The organism is Sulfurospirillum tamanense (assembly GCF_016937535.1).
In the GTDB taxonomy this organism is placed as follows: Bacteria; Campylobacterota; Campylobacteria; order Campylobacterales; family Campylobacteraceae; genus Sulfurospirillum_B; species Sulfurospirillum_B tamanense.
Map to the genome: position 1 here is coordinate 1 of NZ_JAFHKK010000035.1, position 18,558 is coordinate 18,558.

The following is an 18,558-nucleotide window of genomic DNA, read 5'->3' on the forward strand; positions in this document are numbered from 1 at the left end:
TTTGCCATCACAACCCCCTTTTATAATATTGAATCCCATAGATGACTCCAGAAACCGCCAAAAGCCCAATCCCCAAAATGAGGGGATAAGGATGCATTTGCTCGTCTCTTAGCCACGGACGAATGAGTGAGAGCACCATGAGCATGTAGCCCACAGCACCCATGCTAGATAGGCTCACATCTAACCAAAAAGGCTTTACATGTAAGGGGCTAAAACCACGGCTTGTTTTCAACCCCAGCAACACCCCAAGCCCCAAGAGCATAACACCCAAAAGCATATCACCCCCAAAGAGCAACTCCCCTATCCCTAGGGCAAATGCCGCATATTTGAGCGCTTGCAAAAAGAGATGTTTTAGAGCCATTTGTTAATCACTATTGAACGGGATACATTTTTATCTTTTTCTTTTTTTTTGGGGTCTGGATTTTCTATATATTTATTGCCCATCAACTCTTTAATTTTCTCGGCCGCCTCTTTTTCATTGCCTTCAAACTCTCCAGATTCAAGTGCCCTTACAAGTGTGACTGGATCATTATTGAGCCTTAAAAACACTTGCTCAAGCGGTGAGAGTGTAGCAAGCTTGGTTTCAAACTCTGCTTTTTCTTTAGCTTCTTGGGCTGCTTGTTCGCGTTGCTTTTTGGCCTCATCGATAGCCTTGCTTGCCTTCTTATCCTCCACAAAGTGTCCGTATCCTGCGGCGGTTTTGGCTCCAGCCCCAAGCCATTCTAGGGCTTGTTGCAATGCTTCAAAAAGCTCTTTTAATGCCTCATTGTTCTCTTTTTTTACACGAGGGGCGATACCAAAAAGCAAAGAGCATGACTTTACCGCCAAAAAGCTTATGGGTACAGGCGTGTGCCAATCCGCTGGCACATTTGAGCCATCTTTTTTGGAATCCTTTCCTCCTTCTTCGTACCATTTACCCATATGTGGCGTCATCACATCTGCAGTTAATTCCACAGGCTTTACAGGAATAGCATCAAAGAAAATAAACTCACCCGCACGTGGTTTTTTTGTATCATCTGAGCCAAAAATTTGCGTGATTTTTTCTTTTTCCCATCCTAGCCACTGCTCACAATAAGAGCGCACCAACCCCTTTACTCCACTACCTGCTAGATAAGGAAGCCCTAGCGTAGGGTGCCATGCTAGTCCATTTTCTAAAGGATGGTCTATACCCATGCCTGTTACAAAATGCCATTCGTTTTTAAACACTTTACATGTACCGCCAAGGGATTCGATAAGGGCTATTTGTCTTTGGCTTGCTGCTTCAAGAACCTTTTCATCGCCCTTTTGACCTTGGAATTTTCCCAAAAAACCACTTTTATCTTGCTCTTTAAGTGGCCTCCCAAGTTCTTTCCATTCGTAAAACTTGTCAAACAACAAACCAAGGTGCATCTGTTTTGGATGTTGGTGGTCTTTATGGTCTTCATAAAGAGGTATCTGCCTTTTTGACACCGAGTTCTTTTCATGAGTAGGTCTTGCCATCATCGCCCTCCTTCTCTTCACCTATGAGTGCCTTGGCAAACTTCTTTACCCACGCTAGATACGCCATTGCTTCTACTTGGGCTAAACGGTAAGTGTGCATATCGCGACTCGTAATCGTAGTGAGAATATCTTGGGGCTTAGTGTTCTCAAAAGGTCTTCCTTTGCCACATAGCCATTCGGAGAGCATTTTTACGATTTCCTTATAAGGCTCTTCTGTTTTTCCCTTACAAAAAGCAATCGCCTGTCCTAAGCCATTTACATGTACCATCGTTGGCAGTCCATTTGCCAAAGAGGTAAATTTTTTGTCACTTTTAACCCCTTGCACCGCTTTTAGTGCATGGGCGGCGCGTTGTTGTTCGATGGTTTGCCTACTCATAGCACACTCCTTTGCACCATCCCATGCCCACGGTTTCATTGCCACCTACTTGGAGGTATTTGCCATGAAGTAATGCTCTCATCTGCGCCTTGGTTGCATCACGGTCGTTGCCGCTGTTGTCTCTTGCGCTATTGGCGATGAGTACAGAGTAGAGCACCGTTTCTGGCGGCAAACTCTCCTCGTACCACAAGGCTCCTTTTTGGACAGTTTTGTTTGCATTATTGATTTTAATATGGGCATTCACAGGGGTAGCAAACTGGCTCAAATGACCAAACATGCTATCACTGACGATTACAAGCTGTTGTTTCAAAACCTCTTCTGCACCCTCATCCATCACCTTTGCAAGTGCTTCTATCACCGCATCAAGATTTTTCTTTTCTACACTCAGTGCGTACTCTTCAAGATATAGTTTATCCTCACCCCCTGCCACAACTAGCACCTCTTCTTCGCCCACAGTAGGAACATTCCAGTTTAGTTTTTTTCCCACCATTAAGGCGTCTTTTTTAAACCGCTCCAACACATAAGGGCAAGTGACTAGCTTAAAATGTGTCGTCATAGAACGCACAGGCAAGAGCAAGATACGTGCGTCTGAGACGATGAGTGCCCCAGCATACTCTGAGCCACCTTTTGCATCATCACCAAACACCCATTTGGCCACATTTTCGTTAACATCTTTTTCCATCTTGGCACGCATAGCACCTTTTAAGGCTGAGCCAAATATCACAGGATAGCCCGTGGGAGCTTCGCGCATGATGGGCAAATCAATCGTGCCTAAGTTTTGTCCTGTTCCTGCCGCAATCGAAGTTCGTGCATTGAGTCCATAAAGTAACGCTGTCATGTTTTTCCTTTTTATTTTTTCCAGTATCCGCAAGCGATAAGCCCACGACCAAGTTCTTGTTCATCACCGAGTTGTTTTCCATGCCACTGTTGCACAAAAGCCTCTGCCTCATTTGTGCCTAACTCCACAAACCACACACTCCCAGCAGGCACATAGGATTGGGCTGTGCGAGAGCTATTGTTTTTCATGTCATACCCTCCCTCACGCAAGGCTTTACCAACGCAAGCACTGCTTACTTTATAAGCTTCTCCAAAGGGGGCTTTTGGGTCAAGCAGGGCTTGGGTTAGAAGTACAACGATGACACCTCTTGGCGCATCTTTTGGTTTTCGGGGTGATCGTAGCGGTGTTTGTGTTTTTATCTCAAAAAACGCTCCTCGTCCCTCACCACCTAAGCGACACACGCCAGTTTCAGGAAGATTTAGCTCTTCTAATCCCGCAAGAGAGAAAGAGGCTTTTACATCTTCTTTTAGCCGAATATGGCGGGTTTGGTATAGCATGCCCTCTTTTACAACACGTTTTTTATTGTCGCGTGCAATGCCCACACGGGATTCATTGGCAAATAACTCTTTTCCATCAATAAGCTTTAGGTTATTTGGTATATTTCCCGATAAAATCTCTAACAAATCCTCTTCTTTTATCCAACTTTTGAGCTCCGCAGCAGACTTATAGCGTGGCTCGTCTTTTGGGGTTTTTGGAAGTGTCGGCAAACACACCTTGCCCAAATCGCACTCTATGGCTTCGCCAATTTTCATGGTCGAAAAGGTGCGATTTTCTCCCTCGCCTACAAAAACAAGATGCAATGGCGTTGGGTAGAGTCGCTTTTTGCCCAACAAGGGAAACACGCCACCACATCGTAGTTTTCCTAGACTATGAGCATCACCCATAATCTCTTTGAGTTTTGGGTATTCTTGTGGGTATGCGCTCCATTTTACCCCGTGAAAATCCCCCGCATAGGTGCGGAGTGCGCCCAAAAGGGTGCGAACTGGCGGAGGAAAAACAGAGCTAAATTCACTGCCCCCAAAGCCACCCATAGGGCGTGCTTCTTTAAAAAACCATGTGTCTATAGGTGAAAAATGGATCTCTTTCATGCCGTTTCTCCTTTTTGTGCCAAAAAGCGCACCAGAAGTGCTCCATCGTGGGATAAGCCTTCTTTTTCGGTAGTGCATTGCTTTAACAATGGCCTAATAATCTCTTTGGCTTTTTCTTGTGTTATATCCGTGCCCGCACGGTACTCAACCGCCAAAAGTTCCACCTTGTCTTCCTCACCCCCAACACCCTCAACGATTTGCAAAATCTCTCGAATACGGTAGAAAAACCCTCTAGCAAAGGTCGGGTCATCGCTAAGTTTTCTTTGTTCTTTGGCAATAGTTTCCAAGATAACACTCTTGTCATCCAATGCTTTGTTCCATTTTTGAAACCAAGTAAACTGCTCGCCGCCAGGTTTTATGACCGTGACTGCCAAGGCGTCCCTGCCCGCTTTTTCTTTAGCAATACCATCTAGCACATGGTGTGCTTTGTGCAGTAGATTATGCAAAGGAATTTTCGCATGAACACATAAAATAGCCGCCGAGATTGATGTGGGAATCGCTTTTTTACCCTCTTTTGTAAAAGCCTCCTCATAGGAAGCGCGTATGACAGCAGCGCAAGAGAGTGATTTTTCTAGCGGCAAGAGTGCTAGCACATCATCCCCACCCGCATAAATCAAAAACCCATCGTGTGCAACTACTATTTTTTCTACTCCTCCAGTAAACTCATTAAGAGAGGTTGAGATTGTATCTTGAAGGTCTGGGTTAGACATGTGCTTGCCTAGATTATCCCCATCCATCATGACAATGGCGTAGAATTTGTTAAGCTTCTCAAGCTTTTCACCCGACAACTCTTCTTCCCAAGAAGCATCAGCAATTTCTGAAACTGGCGGTGGATTAAAAGAAATTTTCCACCCCTTAAGCGTGGTTTTTCCATTAACGTTACATGTGAAATTTTCAAAGTGATATACAAAACGCCGTTTGATAAAAGCGATAGCACATAGGCTCTCATTCCTACCCATATCAAGTCCAAGGTTGCTCTTTTCTTTCAAATCACTCCAAAAGCTTTTCTGATTTTTACTTTGGGCTACTTCATTCCCACTAAGCTCTTGCCATCCTTCCATGAGAGAGCACTTTTGCCCTGGCTCACTAGGGGGCATGTGAGTGCGCCAATTTTTGCGTCTATCCAAGAGGTCATGAGAGGATGCATCATCACTTATAGCCCAGCTCATCTCCCAAAAGTTTTCCACTTGACGCTTCCAAATCTCTTGCGTAGGAGAGTTTTCTAAATGCGCCAAATCCCCATCCCAAACACACTGTGCAAGGGTTTGCCACGCTTTCAAGATGGCTTGTTCTACTACTTTTGGTGAGAAATCTTGAGGTACTTTTGCCTTAAAGCGGTTGGGGATATTGCCTTGTTTTGGCTTATCGGCACTCTCTCCAAGCATCGCATGAAAAAAAGCTTCATCAACCTTGGGGAATATAATCTCGCCGCCTTGCTCTTTAGTGGCAAGCATCGCTACCCCACTAAAATAACTCAGCAAAAATGACCCCGCCCAAAAGTCTCTCGTGCGCCTTGCTTGCGCTACAAAACTCTGCACAGGACCAAGGGTGAAGTGAAAATAACGGTATTCATTCATGGCAAAATCCTTGTGGCAGTTTTGTATCGGTCGAGGTAGGTTTGAATCACTCCAAAATCAACTTCGCTTGAAATGATTTTTTCACTTCCGTATTTTTCTTTAACTTTAATCTTGGCTTCGCTTGGTAAAAAATCTGCCTCAAAAAGCACGTGAACACCAATGTATTTTCCCTCCAAAGGGTGTACATGTAAACATAGTGGGGAAGTGCGTCGCAACTCGCTCTTTCCAGTAAAGGGATTAATCTCCATATTCTTCGCACTAGATGATGAAAATAAATAATTATGTGGCAAGCCAAAAACAACTCTCCGTGGAGGTTTATTATCTTTAAAATTCATACGCAACACATTGTCGTGATCATCTTTAAAATTTTGCTCTGCATTTCTTCCATTAACTTTTCCATTTTTCCCATAGCTTCGATAAAGTTGCAATTCGCTTCCAACTTTTTCTACTACCCTTAAGGGCTCATTAGCCTCAGCGATAATACGAACATCTGTCACAGAAGAAAAAGCCGAATAAGGGGGCAATGAAACGCTTGAAACATCACCGATAACTTTTTTAAGCATAGCAACATAGTCATGGTTGTTTTTGGGTGCTACAAAAATGCGCTCTTCTTTGCTAGAATCCTTAAGCACCATTTTTTCCAAAGCAACCGAACCAAAGCCTTTCCTAGCCCTTGAACCAAGTCCACCCAATAAACCAAACAAACTCATCACGTCCCAAAGAGTATCAATATCCTCTAAATGCGTATTTTTTGGATGGAAAGCGATTGCAACATCAAAAAACTGACCCTCAGACAAAGCTTCACGCGTTAGCTTATCTCTGTAATGCCAAAGCCCTTGCCCAAGCATATATTGCGTCCCTGAGCTCTTAATTTCATCACCTTTTTTTATGGTCTGCATATTACTTGACGACACTTTTAGCAAAAACACCCCTTGTCCACCAGCGCCCTCTTCGGCTGCTGCGCCAAAGAGACGCGCCTCTTCTTCGTGGAGCCATTTAAGTGCTTTATTTTTATCGTTCCCATTCTTTGCAAGTGCTTTTTGCCAATTTAACGCACGCCACCAAAATCGCAATGCGCCCTTAATGGAAGGCGGGCGAATGCTGCTTGCCTCATGTTTCTCTCCGCCCAAAAACATGGGCGTTACAACCCGAAAAGTTGCTTCAATGGTTTTCATACCTCTCCTTTTTGCAGTAGTTTATCTGTAAATAATGACAATTAGCGTCATTTACTAACACGAATCTCTCCCAATCCAAACACGGTCTGCTTTCCAAGTCCCATGATTTCCCCAAGCTTCAAGAGCATATAACTACGCTCGTCAAGTTGCTCATATTCCACAAATCCCGTAATGCCGCCAAGCTGCATCGTAGCCTCTTGTCGGTTAGAAAAACGCGTGAGATCTTGAAAAATAATGTGGGTTTTTCCTTCTACATAACGAGGTTTTGTTAGAGATTTGGTGGTGGGAAAATGCTTAAGCTCACTCAAACGATGATACACCGAGGCAATCAACCCCTCTAGCGTAGGTTTTGTGCTCAACAAACGCCCATCACTCTTAATGCGTAGTGGCGTTTCAAAGATCACCTTGGCGCACGACTCTACTGTGTCTGGTATAAATGATTGAGGAACTAGTGTTTTTTCAATCGCTATGCCATTACATGTAAGACTTTTAAGCACAAAGGTTTCACGCCCCACGTGAAGCCCTTGAACCTCCAACATATAACGCAATGCTTTCGCAACCACAGGCAAATATCCGCAGGCCTCTTCAAACAAATACAGACTAAAATCATAATGACTCTCCCCTAGCCCTTTGGAAAAACGGTAAGGATGGGAAAAATTTTTGTGCTCATAAAACATAAAATAAACGCACTGGCCACTCGCAGCACACTGGGTACATTTTTGCAATGTTTGGGTACAAGCAACATGCTTTAGCGCATGTCCAAACGCTCCTCGAAGCGCAGAGCCAAGAAAAAACGGCGGCGGATGTTCTGTTGGCATTACCAAAACATCGATTTTGTGGAAGAGTAGCAACACTTCTCCTTTTTGAAACGATTATTGCATCATACCGATTTTAAATATCAGCTTAACAAAACCAAAACATGTTACAATCCCGCCCATGAACATCTCCACACTTCAAGCCCTCCATCACTCCCTTCATGCGTGGTACGCTGCCCGTGGGCGGCATGATTTGCCGTGGCGGCATACGCGCAATCCTTACAAGATTTACCTTAGTGAAATCATGCTCCAACAAACCCAAGTGACCACGGTTTTGACGCGCTTTTACGACCCATTTTTGGCACGCTTTCCTAGCCTCTCTTCCCTGAGTGACGCGCCACTTGAAGCGGTGCTAGAGCAGTGGCAAGGGCTTGGCTACTACACCAGAGCGCGCAACTTACACGCCTGCGCCCTTACATGTAAGGGTTTTTTGCCCGACTCCCCCGAAGCATTGTACGCATTGCCGGGCATCGGCAAAACCACCGCCCACGCTATTTTATGTTTTGCTTACAGGCAAGCTTTTCCCATCCTAGAAGCCAATGTCAAACGCATCCTAGCGCGCTTAAACGCCCTTGAAGCGCCTAGCGAAAAAGAGCTTTGGGAACACGCGTGGGCCTTGCTTGATAGGCAAAATCCATTTGACTACAACCAAGCGCTGATGGACTTGGGCGCACTGGTTTGCACCGCCAAAAACCCCTCTTGCGCCACCTGTCCGCTAAGCTTTACATGTAAAGGCATCCACACCCCCACGCGCTTTCCCGCGCCAAAAGTCAAAAAAACCATTCCTCACCACCACCGTTTTGCCCTCGTTTTGCGCCAAGGCGACACTCTTGGTCTCACCCAACACACGGAGCGTTTTTTGCACGGACTGTGGGGCTTTCCCCAGTCCGACACGCGCCCGCAAGGCCAACACCTTGGCACCGTGGCGCACACCTACAGCCACTTCAAACTCACCCTCGAAGTCTTTACATGTAACGCATCCACAGAAGAAATAACGTGGTTTTCCAAAGAAGCCCTCGCCACCTTACCCCTTTCCTCACTGGAGCGTAAAATCCTCATGTTGGTAGCTTTTTAATCAGTCTTTTAGGGCCTTTCGTGCTACAATCTCTCCATGAAAACCCTTATTTTTTCCGATATGGACGGCACTTTACTTGACCACGAAACCTATGATTTCTCCCCCGCTTCGTCGCTGATTTTAACCTTACAAACCCAGCACATTCCCCTCATTCTCACCACCAGCAAAACCAAAGCCGAAGTGCTCTGGTGGCAAGAAAAACTTGGCATCCGCGCGCCTTTCATCCCCGAAAATGGCTCGGCCATTTACGTTCCTGTGGGCTACGACGCGCTCACCCTTCCCACTTACCCAGCCAACGAAGGGTGGCACTGCATTGCACTTGGCAAGCCCTACGCTTTCATCACCGCTTACCTTTCTACCGTCGCAGACAAATACGGCATCCAAGGCTTTAAATCCATGGACATTGCCGCTATCGCGCGCCACACGGGGCTAGGCGAAGTGCAGGCACAGTTGGCCAAAGAACGCGAATTTAGCGAACCTTTTTTGATGGAAGAGCCAGATTTAGTAGCTATTTTGCGCGAAGAAGCAAGGCTTTATGGCCTCACCATTGTCGAAGGCGGGCGCTTTTTTCACTGTTTGGGCCATGGGGCAGACAAGGGAGCGGCACTGCAACTACTCACCTCTTTGTACCGTCGTCACGGCCACGAGGTACGCACCATCGCCCTAGGCGATAGCCCCAACGACCTTCCTATGCTCCGCGTTGCCCACACACCCATCCTTCTTCCCAACCCTTCGCGCGCCCCTTTTTTATGTGAAAACTGCACGCCCTTGCACGCGCCCCATCCTGGCCCTTTGGGGTGGGCAAGCGCCCTGAAGGAAGTTTTATGCCTTTAGCCCACGATGCCCGTGCCATATTTAAAGCCAGTGTACACGCCATCTTGCCCGCGCACACCTTGCCCGCCAACGTTCGCTTAAGCCACGACGCGCTACATGTAAACGGCGAAAGCTACCCACTGCGCCCCGACCAGCGGCTTTTTTGCTTTGGTTCGGGGAAAGCGGCCCACACCATGGCTGAGGCGTTGTTGCCCCTCTTAGGCGAACGCCTTCACGGTGGGCTCGTGGTCTCGCCCGTTGGCGGCGATGCCATTGGCTCGTTACGCCACCTAAAAGGCGCGCACCCCATCCCAGACCGCACCAGCCTCGAAGCAGGCGACGCCCTCCTTGACGCCATGAGCGCACTAACCCCGAAAGACAGCTACATTTACCTGCTTTCTGGCGGCAGTTCTGCGTTGATTGAGTCTTTGCATGCGGGCGTAGATTTAGAAGCGTTGCAAGCCACCACACACGTCTTACTCTCCCACAGCTTGCCTATTACGACCATCAACGCCGTGCGCAAACGCCTCTCTCGCATCAAAGGCGGCGGGCTTAGCGGAAGCTGTCCTGCCCAAGGGGTCGTGCTTGTGGTTTCTGATGTGATTGGTGATGACCTTAGCACCATCGGCTCCGCACCCCTCATGGCCTCCGCGCCACCCCCGCTCTCGCTTCCTCAACCTATCCTAGACGCCCTGCCCCCTTGTGTGCAAACATGCTTGGCGAGTCCTTTTTCCCCACGACACACCCTCTCGCCGCCCCATCATCTCATCGCCACCAATCGCCTCGCCCTTGAAGCCGCGGCAGCCAAAGCCCTAAAGCTTGGCTACACGCCTCGCATCGTGAGCGACAGCTTAGAAGGGCTCGCCCAAGACGTCGCGGCGCGCATTTACGCCGACATCGAAGCGGCACCTTCTAAAACCTGCTTGCTTTATGGTGGTGAACCCACCGTGACCCTCACAGGCGATGGCCAAGGGGGTAGAAACCAACAGGTGGTGCTTTACTTTTTAACCCACCTCACCCCAGACGCACCCGTCGCCTTGCTAAGTGGCGGTACCGATGGCGTAGATGGCAACAGCCCTGCTGCGGGGGCGTATGCGGACAAAGAGGTGCTTGGCAAGGCGCGCGCCCTTGGCCTTGATATTGACCATTTTTTGGTTACATGTAACGCGTACGCTTTTTTTACCCACACCCAAAGTACCATCACCACAGGCCCCACGGGCACCAACGTGATGGACATTCTCATCGCCCTAAAGGAGTAATCCATGGCAGATTTTTACCAAAACGGCACCATCACTACCTTGCAAAAACTCGGAAACCGCTCCCTTGCTTCCTTGGAAGAAGAGTTGAGCCATTTTGCAAAGTACCACGGCATGGTGCTTTTACTACCCGCCCTGTATAGTGAGTTTGACACTCCTGCCATGACCACTATCTTGGAAGAGTTGCGGCACGTGACCTATTTGAAAAAAATCATCCTAGGGCTTGATTGCGCCGACGCCGCGCAATTTGCCGATGTGAAAGCGCGTATGCGTCACCTAAATGTCCCTGTGGACGTGGTGTGGAACGATGGCCCCCGTGTTCAAGCACTCTACAAAACCCTAAAACGCGAAGGCTTTCACGGACTCAATATCCCCGGAAAAGGGCGCAATGTGTGGACCATGATAGGCTACGGCATGACCGACAAAGACAATTACGCCTTCGCCTTGCACGATTGCGACATTGTCAATTACTCCCGCGAAGTGGTGGCGAGGCTCTTTTACCCCATCATCCATCCTGCACTGGATTTGGAGTTTAACAAGGGGTATTATTCTAGGGTCACAGACCGCCTTCACGGACGCGCCACACGGCTTTTTTTGACGCCTTTTATTGCCTCCATCGAAAAAACCCTCGGACCACACAGCTATTTAGAATACCTCAAAAGCTTTCGCTACATCCTCTCGGGAGAGTTCGCCTTTGTGCGCTCCTTGGCGCGAGGCATTCGCATCTCACCCACGTGGGGCTTGGAGGTAGCGACGCTGAGCGAAGTCTTTGACAACACCTCATCAAAGCGCATTTGCCAAAGCGAAATCATGGAAACCTATGAGCACAAACACCAAAGTCTAGGCTCCAAAAAAGGGGGCGGCGGCATCGTCAAAATGGCCAATGAAATCGCCCAAATCGTCTTTAGAACCCTTGCCCAAAAAGGCATGGTCTTCACCGAAGCAACCTTTCAAACCATCATCGCTTCTTATTTTCTCGAATCCCGCAATACCATCTTAAAATACAACGCCCTCTCCAAACTCAACGGCCTCACCTACGTGCGCGAAGAAGAAATCAGTGCCGTAGAAGCCTTTGAACACTCCCTCAAAGAAGCGGCACAGGTTTTTTTAAAAGACCCCATGGGTATTCCCATGCTCTCGGCGTGGATCACCGTACGCTCGGTTTTACCAGATTTTTCTGAGCAATTTGCAGAAGCCGTGCATGCAGACAATGCGCAGTAGTCCTGCGTCTTCTTCCATTTACGCGCGCCTTTTGCGCTTGTATGGCAAAACAGACTCCATCCACGCGCTTCTTGCTTGGAAAAAATGCATCGAAGATTACCGCGCGCGCGTCACGCCACAGCCCCACACGCCCAACCATCGTGATTGCATTTTGATTTGCTATGGCGATAGCGTGAGCGCCCCAGATGAAGCACCCTTGGCAAGCCTAAAAGGCTTTATGGATGCCCACTTGCGGCCCTTGTTTCAAGCAGTGCATTTGTTGCCCTTTTTTCCCTACTCTTCTGATGATGGGTTTTCCATCATCGACTACACCGCCGTCTCGCCGCGCATGGGAACGTGGGAAGACATCAGTGCCCTGCAAGAGCATTTTCATTTGATGGTCGATGGAGTCATTAACCACATTTCACGGCACTCTTCTTGGTTTCAAAGCTACCTTGCAGATGCGGAAGGGTTTAAGGATTTTTTCATCGCTTTGCCGCCTGAAACAGACCTCAGCCACGTAGTACGCCCGCGCACCTCGCCCTTGCTCACCCCCTTTGTGGACCACGCCGGCAAAACCCGCCACATTTGGACTACCTTTAGCGCCGACCAAGTGGACTTAAACTTCGCCTCTTGGCGGGTGCTGTTGGCAGTACTAGACGCCTTGTTGTTTTACGTGGAAAAAGGCGCTACCCTCATCCGCCTTGATGCTATCGCCTTTGTATGGAAAGAATTAGGCACCGCTTGCGTACACTTGCCCCAAACCCACGAAGTGATTCAGTTCTTGCGCGAATCCATCCACTGCGTCGACCCCCATGTGCGCATCATCACTGAAACCAACGTGCCGCACGCTGAAAATATCTCCTACTTTGGCAGTGGCGAAGATGAAGCCCAAATGGTCTACAACTTTGCCTTACCGCCTTTAATCGCCCATGCGATGTTAACCCAACACGCCCACGCCTTGCAGTTTTGGGCCCACGGACTCAAACTCCCCAACGACAAAGTGTGTTTTTTTAACTTCACAGCCAGCCATGATGGCATCGGCTTACGCCCCGTGCAGGAGATTTTAACCCACGAAGAAATCACCCAGCTCCTCCTTACATGTAAGGCCCATGGCGGGCAAGTTTCCTACCGAGAACAAACAGGTGGTGAAGAACCTTATGAGCTCAACTGCACCTATTTTGACCTCATCTCCTCGCCAACGCTTCCCCTGGAAATTCGCATTGAACGGTTTTTGCTCTCGCAAGCCATCATGCTGGCTATGCCTGGCATTCCTGGGGTCTATTTTAGTTCGTTATTTGGAGTAGAAAATTACCACGACGGATTCAAACATACAGGCGTTCCACGCACTCTTAACCGCGAAAAATTTAACCGCGACTTCCTCGAAACCCTTTTGGCAGCCCCTGACACCAAAGAAGCCAAAGTCTTTAAAGGGTACCAAACCCTCCTAAGCTTGCGGGCCCAAGAGATAGCCTTTCATCCCTTTGGAGGCTTTACATGTATGCCGTTGCACCCACAGGTTTTTGCCATAAAACGCCACTATGGCAACGAAACCCTTTTGGCGCTACACAACCTTAGTATGAACGCTGTGCAATTTGAATTGCCTCCTGAGTTTTCCCACGCCGAAGAGCTTTTACAAAACCGTGCGCACCAAGGCATGCTCATCACTCTAAAGCCAAGCCAAATCGCTTGGCTCAAACGCGCTTAACCCAAAATGCGCTAAAATAGCCCAAACCCACAAAGGACAGTTTATGATTCAAAAATGCCTTTTTCCTGCTGCAGGTTACGGCACACGGTTTTTGCCTGCTACCAAAGCGCTACCCAAAGAAATGCTCCCTATTCTCACCAAGCCCCTTATCCATTTTGGCGTCGAAGAGGCACTGGAAGCGGGCATGGACACCATGGCGTTCATCACAGGGCGCGGCAAGCGAGCGCTGGAGGATTATTTTGACATCAGTTACGAACTCGAACATCAAATCAAAGGCACCAGCAAAGAGCACTTGCTCAATGAAACCCGCGACCTCATGAGCCGTTGCACTTTTGCCTACGCCCGCCAAAACGAGATGAAGGGCTTGGGAGACGCCATCTTAAAAGGCCGTCCGCTCATCGGCGATGAAGCCTTTGGCGTGGTCTTGGCTGATGACTTGTGTATCAACGAAGGGGGTGAGGGCGTCATGTCTCAAATGGTGCGCATGTATGAAAAATACCGCTGTTGCATCGTTGCGGTGATGGAAGTGCCCGAAGAAGAGACCGACAAATACGGCATCATCGAAGGCAATGTCATTGAAAAAAATCTACTGATGGTTTCCAACATGGTCGAAAAACCCGCCCTTGGCACAGCACCTTCCAACCTTGCCATCATTGGCCGCTACATCCTCACGCCCGATATTTTTGACATCATCGAAGAGACAAATCCAGGGAAAAATGGAGAAGTGCAAATCACTGACGCGCTTCTTACCCAAGCCAAAAAAGGCATGGTTTTGGCGTACAAATTTCAAGGCAGGCGGTTTGATTGCGGGAGTATTGATGGGTATGTCGAAGCCACCAACTACGCCTACAGCCTCACCCAAAAAAACAACTAAAGGAGCCACATGGTCACCAATACGCTCCATTTTAAAACCGTCGAACCCGACCTCATCAACGCCTACGTTTCGCGGCTTCATGCCGAAGTCAACGGAGGCAAGGTGGGGTATTATCACCTTCCCAAAGAAGGGGGGCAAATCGTCCAAAAAGCCGCGGCTTTTGGGCGAATGCACCCACACTTTAAGGACATTGTGGTCATTGGCATCGGCGGGTCATCCTTGGGGCCAAAAGCTGTTGCTTCCTTGCTCTTTGCCCACAAAAAAGCAGGCACGCCCACCTTGCATTTCATTGAAAACATTGACCCGTGGAGCGTGGAAGCTACCCTAAAACGCCTCACCTTAGAAAAAACCTATTTTCTCATCGTTTCCAAATCTGGCACGACCATCGAGACGATTTCACTGGCCAAAGTGGTTATGGCACAGATGGGTTGTTTGCCTGGCAGTTTTCACTTTGCTGATCACTTTGGAGTGATTACGGACGAAAATTCGCCTCTTGATGCTTTTGCCAAAGAGTACGGGTTAAGCGCGTTTCACATCCCCCAAAACGTCGGTGGACGCTTTTCGGTGCTTAGTGCCGTGGGATTGGTACCTTTAACCTTGTGTGGCTACGATAGTAAAGCCCTTTTAGAGGGCGCAGACGCGTGCAAAGAAACCTACGTCGAACAAGGCGATGAAGCCATCATGCAAAAAGCCTACCGCTACGCCATCCACAAGCAAGCGTCTATCAATGTGCTGTTTTCCTATGCCGATGCATTTCGGGAATTTAACGCGTGGTACACCCAGCTTTGGGCCGAGTCTTTGGGTAAAAAACACGGTTATGCACGCATGGGTCTGACACCTGTAGGACTCATTGGCTCGGTAGACCAACACTCCTTTTTGCAACTCATCATGGAGGGGCCCAAAGACAAAACCGTTACGTTTATTAAAATCAAAAATTTCAATAAACCCAATCCCATCCCTAGCATCAAGTTGCCTTTTTTAGACAAAGCAGACTACACTGCAGGCCTTAGCATGGGAAGTTTGCTCAATGCCCAATGCGCCGCTACCATGCAAAGCATCGTTCAAGAGGGCATTACCACTGACCTTATCGAAATAGACACCCTTGATGCGTGGCATGCGGGGTATTTGATGTATTATTATGAACTACTCACCTCTACGTGTGGATTAATGCTTGGCATCGATACCTACGACCAACCTGGCGTAGAAGTGGGGAAACGTATCTTAAAAAATGTCTTAGGAGCCCGTGGATGAAAACGTGGATTGCAAGCATAGCGGTCGCCCTTATCTTTAGCGGATGTGCACAACTTTCCGCTCCAAGCCCCCAAAGCACCTTCGCCACCTGCTTGCAACCTCTCCCCAAACTTGGCACCACAAGACACGGGGGACCTTTACATGTAACGCGCACGTTTTACCTAGGCCACACAGGCGACGTACTAGTGGCTGAAGAAGCTAGCCTTGATAATGCACTAGAGTTTATTGTAGGGCCTGTAAGCATCATGAACGCAGGGTTTGAATTTCAAACCTACCGCACCTTTGACCTTGACCGTTTTCATGATGGTATTGAGGGCATTGGTCGCAATGGAGAGCCTGTGCACTTAGTGACACGCTCGCTGTACGAAGGGTTTTTAGTGGCTTATTCGCGCAATTCTGAGCTCACAGCTTCTTTTCAAGCTTGCATCATGAACGCCATACCCATGCCCAAGCCAAATACGCGCGCACCCGTTCTTTTTCAAAACGCCACGCAATCAGACTGGAGCGAGCGCACATTCTGGCTACACCGCATTGCCAGAAGCAAGTTTATCGAACGTTTCTAAGCACGCAACGTAGCCCATCTCCATCAACACATCCAAAGAAGAAAAAGAAAAGAGCGAAAAACGTGAAAGTTCGGGTGAAGTGATAAGCCAAGTCGCTTCTTTTTCTTGGATATGCACATTCGCATGCCAACACAAAAACAATGCACGGCGTAGTAGCCCTCCGCTACCTTCATGTTTTACGCGGGGGTGAAGGTTCACTGCTACCAGCGGCAAATCGCTTTGCTTAAGCGGATGCAAGGGCAAATTGTCTACAAAGCCTCCATCCCCATACCATCGCCCCGTAATGGAACGAAAAGGGAAAAAAGGCGCCAACGCGCATGTGGCTTCTAGGAGTTGGCGCAAATCACCCCTTTGGGCATACACCGCTTCGCCTTTTTGCAAGTCACACACGCTTACATATAAAGGAAGAGGCAGGTCTTCAAGGCGCGTATAGCCTTGAAAAAACCCTTCAAAAATAGGATGTGTCGCGTCAATTTTCCACACACTCCCACCCCAAAAATTCCACGCGATGCTTTTTCTAAAGGCGCGGCTTTTGAAAAACGCCAACATCGCTTCGGGCGCATTGCCACACGCATAGCCCACGCCAATCGCCGCACCAATACTGCTACCGCTAATGGCCCGCACACCGATGCCAAGCTCCCCAAGGGCTTTCAATACTCCCAAATGGTACGCCCCGCGCGCCGCACCACCAGAGAGGCACAGCCCAATCTCTTTAGGTATAGTTCCCAAAATCCAACACTTCCCACCGCCCATCATGGTGTTCTACGATTGCTGTGCAACTCTCCACCCAATCGCCGCAGTTTAGGTATTCTACGCCTTCAATCATGCGAATCTCCGCCTTGTGAATATGCCCGCAAATGACTCCACCATAGCCGTAACGCTTGGCGTGGTCAGCCAAAACACTCTCAAAATCTGTGATGAAACTCACCGATTTTTTCACGTTTTGCTTGACGTATTTTGAGAGGGACCAATAGCTACGCATCCCGCATTTTCGCCGTGTGTAGTTGAGGGCTTTGTTTACATGTAAGAGCAATTCATACCCTTTGTCACCCAGATGCGCGACCCATTTTTTTGTCATGGTAATACTATCAAAAAAATCCCCGTGGGTGATATAATAAGACTTGCCATTAAGGCCTTGATACAGCGCGTCTTTGATGACATGCAGTCGCTCGCCCAACACCAAAGGCGCGAAAGAGCGTAAAAATTCATCGTGATTGCCCAAAATGAAAAAGACTTCCGTCCCTTTGCGAGATTTGCGTAAAATCTTTTGAATCACATCTGAGTGGGACTGAGGCCAATGTAGCCGCCGCTTGATAGCCCAACCATCAATGATGTCGCCTACGAGGTAGAGGTGGTCGCTCTCATGGTCGCGTAAAAACGCCAAGAGTTCATCCGTTTTGGAAAACTTTGTGCCCAAGTGCACGTCTGAGAGAAAAATGCTGCGGTAGGTTTTCATAAACCCAAGTGTACATATATTCCATAACCAAATGGTTACTGTATGAGTGTGTTTATTTTACTTTTGCGCTAGATTCTTTACTTGTAAGGCTATTTTTCCAAGAACGCAGTTTTCCAGTCTTCTAAAAACTCATTTTCTCTTTGGTGATTGTAAAAAGGTAAGCCAAAGATTTTTATATCCTCACAGTCCACCAATAATCCTATATTTTTTTTGCAAACAGTTGCTTCGTGTAGGCTTAGTAAAAAGTTTTCTTTCCATGCGTCCCCCAGTCTTAAATGCTCTCCTTTTGGCTCGATAAATACTTGCAAGAGTGCTTTGTTTTCATTTTTTGTGGTGAGCAAAAGGATAAAATCAGGCTCAAATCGTTGTCCGTTTTCTCTAAAACTGTAAAGCCAAAATGCTTTTTCATTGCGGATAAGTCGTATATCTTCAAATTTTTTATTGAGATTTTCGATTTGGGCATTAAGGAAAAGCACAAAATCCATCTCTTCGCTTGTGCCATAGTTTTCATCATAAACATACCAATCAACGTGCATAACATCAAAAGGTTTTTCATATTTTTTTAGTCCATTGGCATTGGGTTTTGGTTTGACTTTGAGCGTTTTATCTTCCAGCCTCGTTTTAAGGGGTATCGGATAAAACTCTTTTGTCCCCTCATAATCACAGTCGTTTTTGAGAACACCTTTTTTTATCCACTCTAACACATCCATCACCGCTTTTCGTTTTTGGTATTCGCTGATGAGAGGTTTTTCTATATCGCTATAAATTGACCATATAATTTTTCCTAGATAGTTTTCATCGGCTAAAAATTCATTGATAGATTTGAGATGTGGAAAGTGTTTTTTGAGATTTGAAAAATGAAAAAAATCTATTTTATTGATGGCACTTCTAAGCGTAAAAGATGAAATATCCGATATTTTGAGCGTTGAGGTAAAAGCGTTTTGCGTATTTTCACTGCTTAAATTTTCAAAACCACTGGTTAAAATCGCACTATTGGTGAGTTTGATGATAGGA

The 18,558-nt window shown here is 47.6% G+C and carries 19 protein-coding genes; 8 read left to right on the forward strand and 11 right to left on the reverse strand.

The genetic code is table 11. From position 1 onward, the window contains the following. Positions 1–7: 7 nt before the first annotated feature. The 8 genes from JWV37_RS11345 to cas6 are packed head-to-tail and all read right to left on the reverse strand — an operon-like array spanning position 8 to position 7,384. Positions 8–361 (reverse strand): hypothetical protein, encoded by a 354-nt coding sequence (locus JWV37_RS11345; protein WP_205459939.1) that lies wholly within the window; start codon positions 359–361, stop codon positions 8–10. Further along, positions 352–1,482 carry a type III-B CRISPR module RAMP protein Cmr6 gene (cmr6, locus tag JWV37_RS11350; RefSeq protein WP_205459940.1) on the reverse strand — a complete coding sequence of 377 codons (1,131 nt, stop codon included), beginning with the start codon at positions 1,480–1,482 and terminating at the stop codon, positions 352–354. Before cmr6 ends, JWV37_RS11345 begins: the two co-directional genes overlap by 10 nt. Further along, a complete protein-coding gene (gene cmr5 / locus JWV37_RS11355; protein ID WP_205459941.1) occupies positions 1,460–1,855 on the reverse strand; it encodes a type III-B CRISPR module-associated protein Cmr5 in 396 nt (131 codons plus the stop codon). Before cmr5 ends, cmr6 begins: the two co-directional genes overlap by 23 nt. After that, on the reverse strand, positions 1,848–2,693 hold the full coding sequence (gene cmr4, locus JWV37_RS11360) for a type III-B CRISPR module RAMP protein Cmr4 (protein ID WP_205459942.1): 846 nt from the start codon (positions 2,691–2,693) through the stop codon (positions 1,848–1,850). The genes cmr5 and cmr4 overlap by 8 nt, the downstream gene beginning before the upstream one ends. An 11-nt stretch (positions 2,694–2,704) precedes the next feature. Then, positions 2,705–3,781: a type III-B CRISPR module-associated Cmr3 family protein gene (locus JWV37_RS11365; protein ID WP_205459943.1), complete on the reverse strand. Its 1,077-nt coding sequence runs from the start codon at positions 3,779–3,781 to the stop codon at positions 2,705–2,707. After that, a complete protein-coding gene (gene cas10 / locus JWV37_RS11370; protein WP_205459944.1) occupies positions 3,778–5,358 on the reverse strand; it encodes a type III-B CRISPR-associated protein Cas10/Cmr2 in 1,581 nt (526 codons plus the stop codon). The genes JWV37_RS11365 and cas10 overlap by 4 nt, the downstream gene beginning before the upstream one ends. Beyond that, positions 5,355–6,533: a type III-B CRISPR module RAMP protein Cmr1 gene (cmr1, locus tag JWV37_RS11375; protein WP_205459945.1), complete on the reverse strand. Its 1,179-nt coding sequence runs from the start codon at positions 6,531–6,533 to the stop codon at positions 5,355–5,357. The genes cas10 and cmr1 overlap by 4 nt, the downstream gene beginning before the upstream one ends. Before the next feature lie 47 nt (positions 6,534–6,580). Further along, complete coding sequence (gene cas6, locus JWV37_RS11380; protein WP_205459946.1) at positions 6,581–7,384, reverse strand: CRISPR system precrRNA processing endoribonuclease RAMP protein Cas6; 804 nt, start codon at positions 7,382–7,384, stop codon at positions 6,581–6,583. 85 nt (positions 7,385–7,469) lie between these two features. On the opposite strand from cas6, the gene JWV37_RS11385 reads away from it, so the two are divergent. Genes JWV37_RS11385 through JWV37_RS11420 form a run of 8 tightly spaced genes read left to right on the forward strand, consistent with a single transcriptional unit; the run spans position 7,470 to position 16,088 of the window. After that, the gene (locus tag JWV37_RS11385; RefSeq protein ID WP_205459947.1) at positions 7,470–8,423 is read left to right on the forward strand and encodes an A/G-specific adenine glycosylase; all 954 of its coding nucleotides are present in this window, start codon (positions 7,470–7,472) and stop codon (positions 8,421–8,423) included. Between the two features lie 36 nt (positions 8,424–8,459). Then, positions 8,460–9,257 carry an HAD-IIB family hydrolase gene (locus JWV37_RS11390; protein WP_205459948.1) on the forward strand — a complete coding sequence of 266 codons (798 nt, stop codon included), beginning with the start codon at positions 8,460–8,462 and terminating at the stop codon, positions 9,255–9,257. Continuing rightward, on the forward strand, positions 9,248–10,495 hold the full coding sequence (locus tag JWV37_RS11395) for a glycerate kinase type-2 family protein (RefSeq protein ID WP_205459949.1): 1,248 nt from the start codon (positions 9,248–9,250) through the stop codon (positions 10,493–10,495). The genes JWV37_RS11390 and JWV37_RS11395 overlap by 10 nt, the downstream gene beginning before the upstream one ends. Positions 10,496–10,498: 3 nt before the next feature. Then, a complete protein-coding gene (locus JWV37_RS11400; protein WP_205459950.1) occupies positions 10,499–11,713 on the forward strand; it encodes a glycosyltransferase family protein in 1,215 nt (404 codons plus the stop codon). Beyond that, entirely contained in the window at positions 11,694–13,400 is a 1,707-nt protein-coding gene (locus JWV37_RS11405) for an alpha-amylase family glycosyl hydrolase (protein ID WP_205459951.1), read from the forward strand. Before JWV37_RS11400 ends, JWV37_RS11405 begins: the two co-directional genes overlap by 20 nt. A gap of 43 nt (positions 13,401–13,443) precedes the next feature. Continuing rightward, a complete protein-coding gene (gene galU / locus JWV37_RS11410; protein ID WP_205459952.1) occupies positions 13,444–14,274 on the forward strand; it encodes a UTP--glucose-1-phosphate uridylyltransferase GalU in 831 nt (276 codons plus the stop codon). A 9-nt stretch (positions 14,275–14,283) separates the two neighbouring features. Then, positions 14,284–15,525, forward strand: coding sequence for a glucose-6-phosphate isomerase (locus JWV37_RS11415; protein ID WP_205459953.1), 1,242 nt, complete (start codon positions 14,284–14,286; stop codon positions 15,523–15,525). Further along, a complete protein-coding gene (locus JWV37_RS11420; RefSeq protein WP_205459954.1) occupies positions 15,522–16,088 on the forward strand; it encodes a hypothetical protein in 567 nt (188 codons plus the stop codon). Before JWV37_RS11415 ends, JWV37_RS11420 begins: the two co-directional genes overlap by 4 nt. On the opposite strand, the gene JWV37_RS11425 is transcribed toward JWV37_RS11420, so the two are convergent. The 3 genes from JWV37_RS11425 to JWV37_RS11435 form a co-directional block, all read right to left on the reverse strand. After that, positions 16,047–16,817, reverse strand: coding sequence for a patatin-like phospholipase family protein (locus JWV37_RS11425; protein WP_205459955.1), 771 nt, complete (start codon positions 16,815–16,817; stop codon positions 16,047–16,049). The genes JWV37_RS11420 and JWV37_RS11425 overlap by 42 nt on opposite strands. Continuing rightward, positions 16,801–17,544, reverse strand: a complete 744-nt coding sequence (locus tag JWV37_RS11430) for a UDP-2,3-diacylglucosamine diphosphatase (protein ID WP_205459956.1) — start codon at positions 17,542–17,544, stop codon at positions 16,801–16,803. The genes JWV37_RS11425 and JWV37_RS11430 overlap by 17 nt, the downstream gene beginning before the upstream one ends. A gap of 89 nt (positions 17,545–17,633) precedes the next feature. Then, the coding region (locus tag JWV37_RS11435) for an HI_1054 family type III restriction endonuclease (protein ID WP_503671295.1) at positions 17,634–18,558 on the reverse strand (925 nt) is incomplete at its 5' end.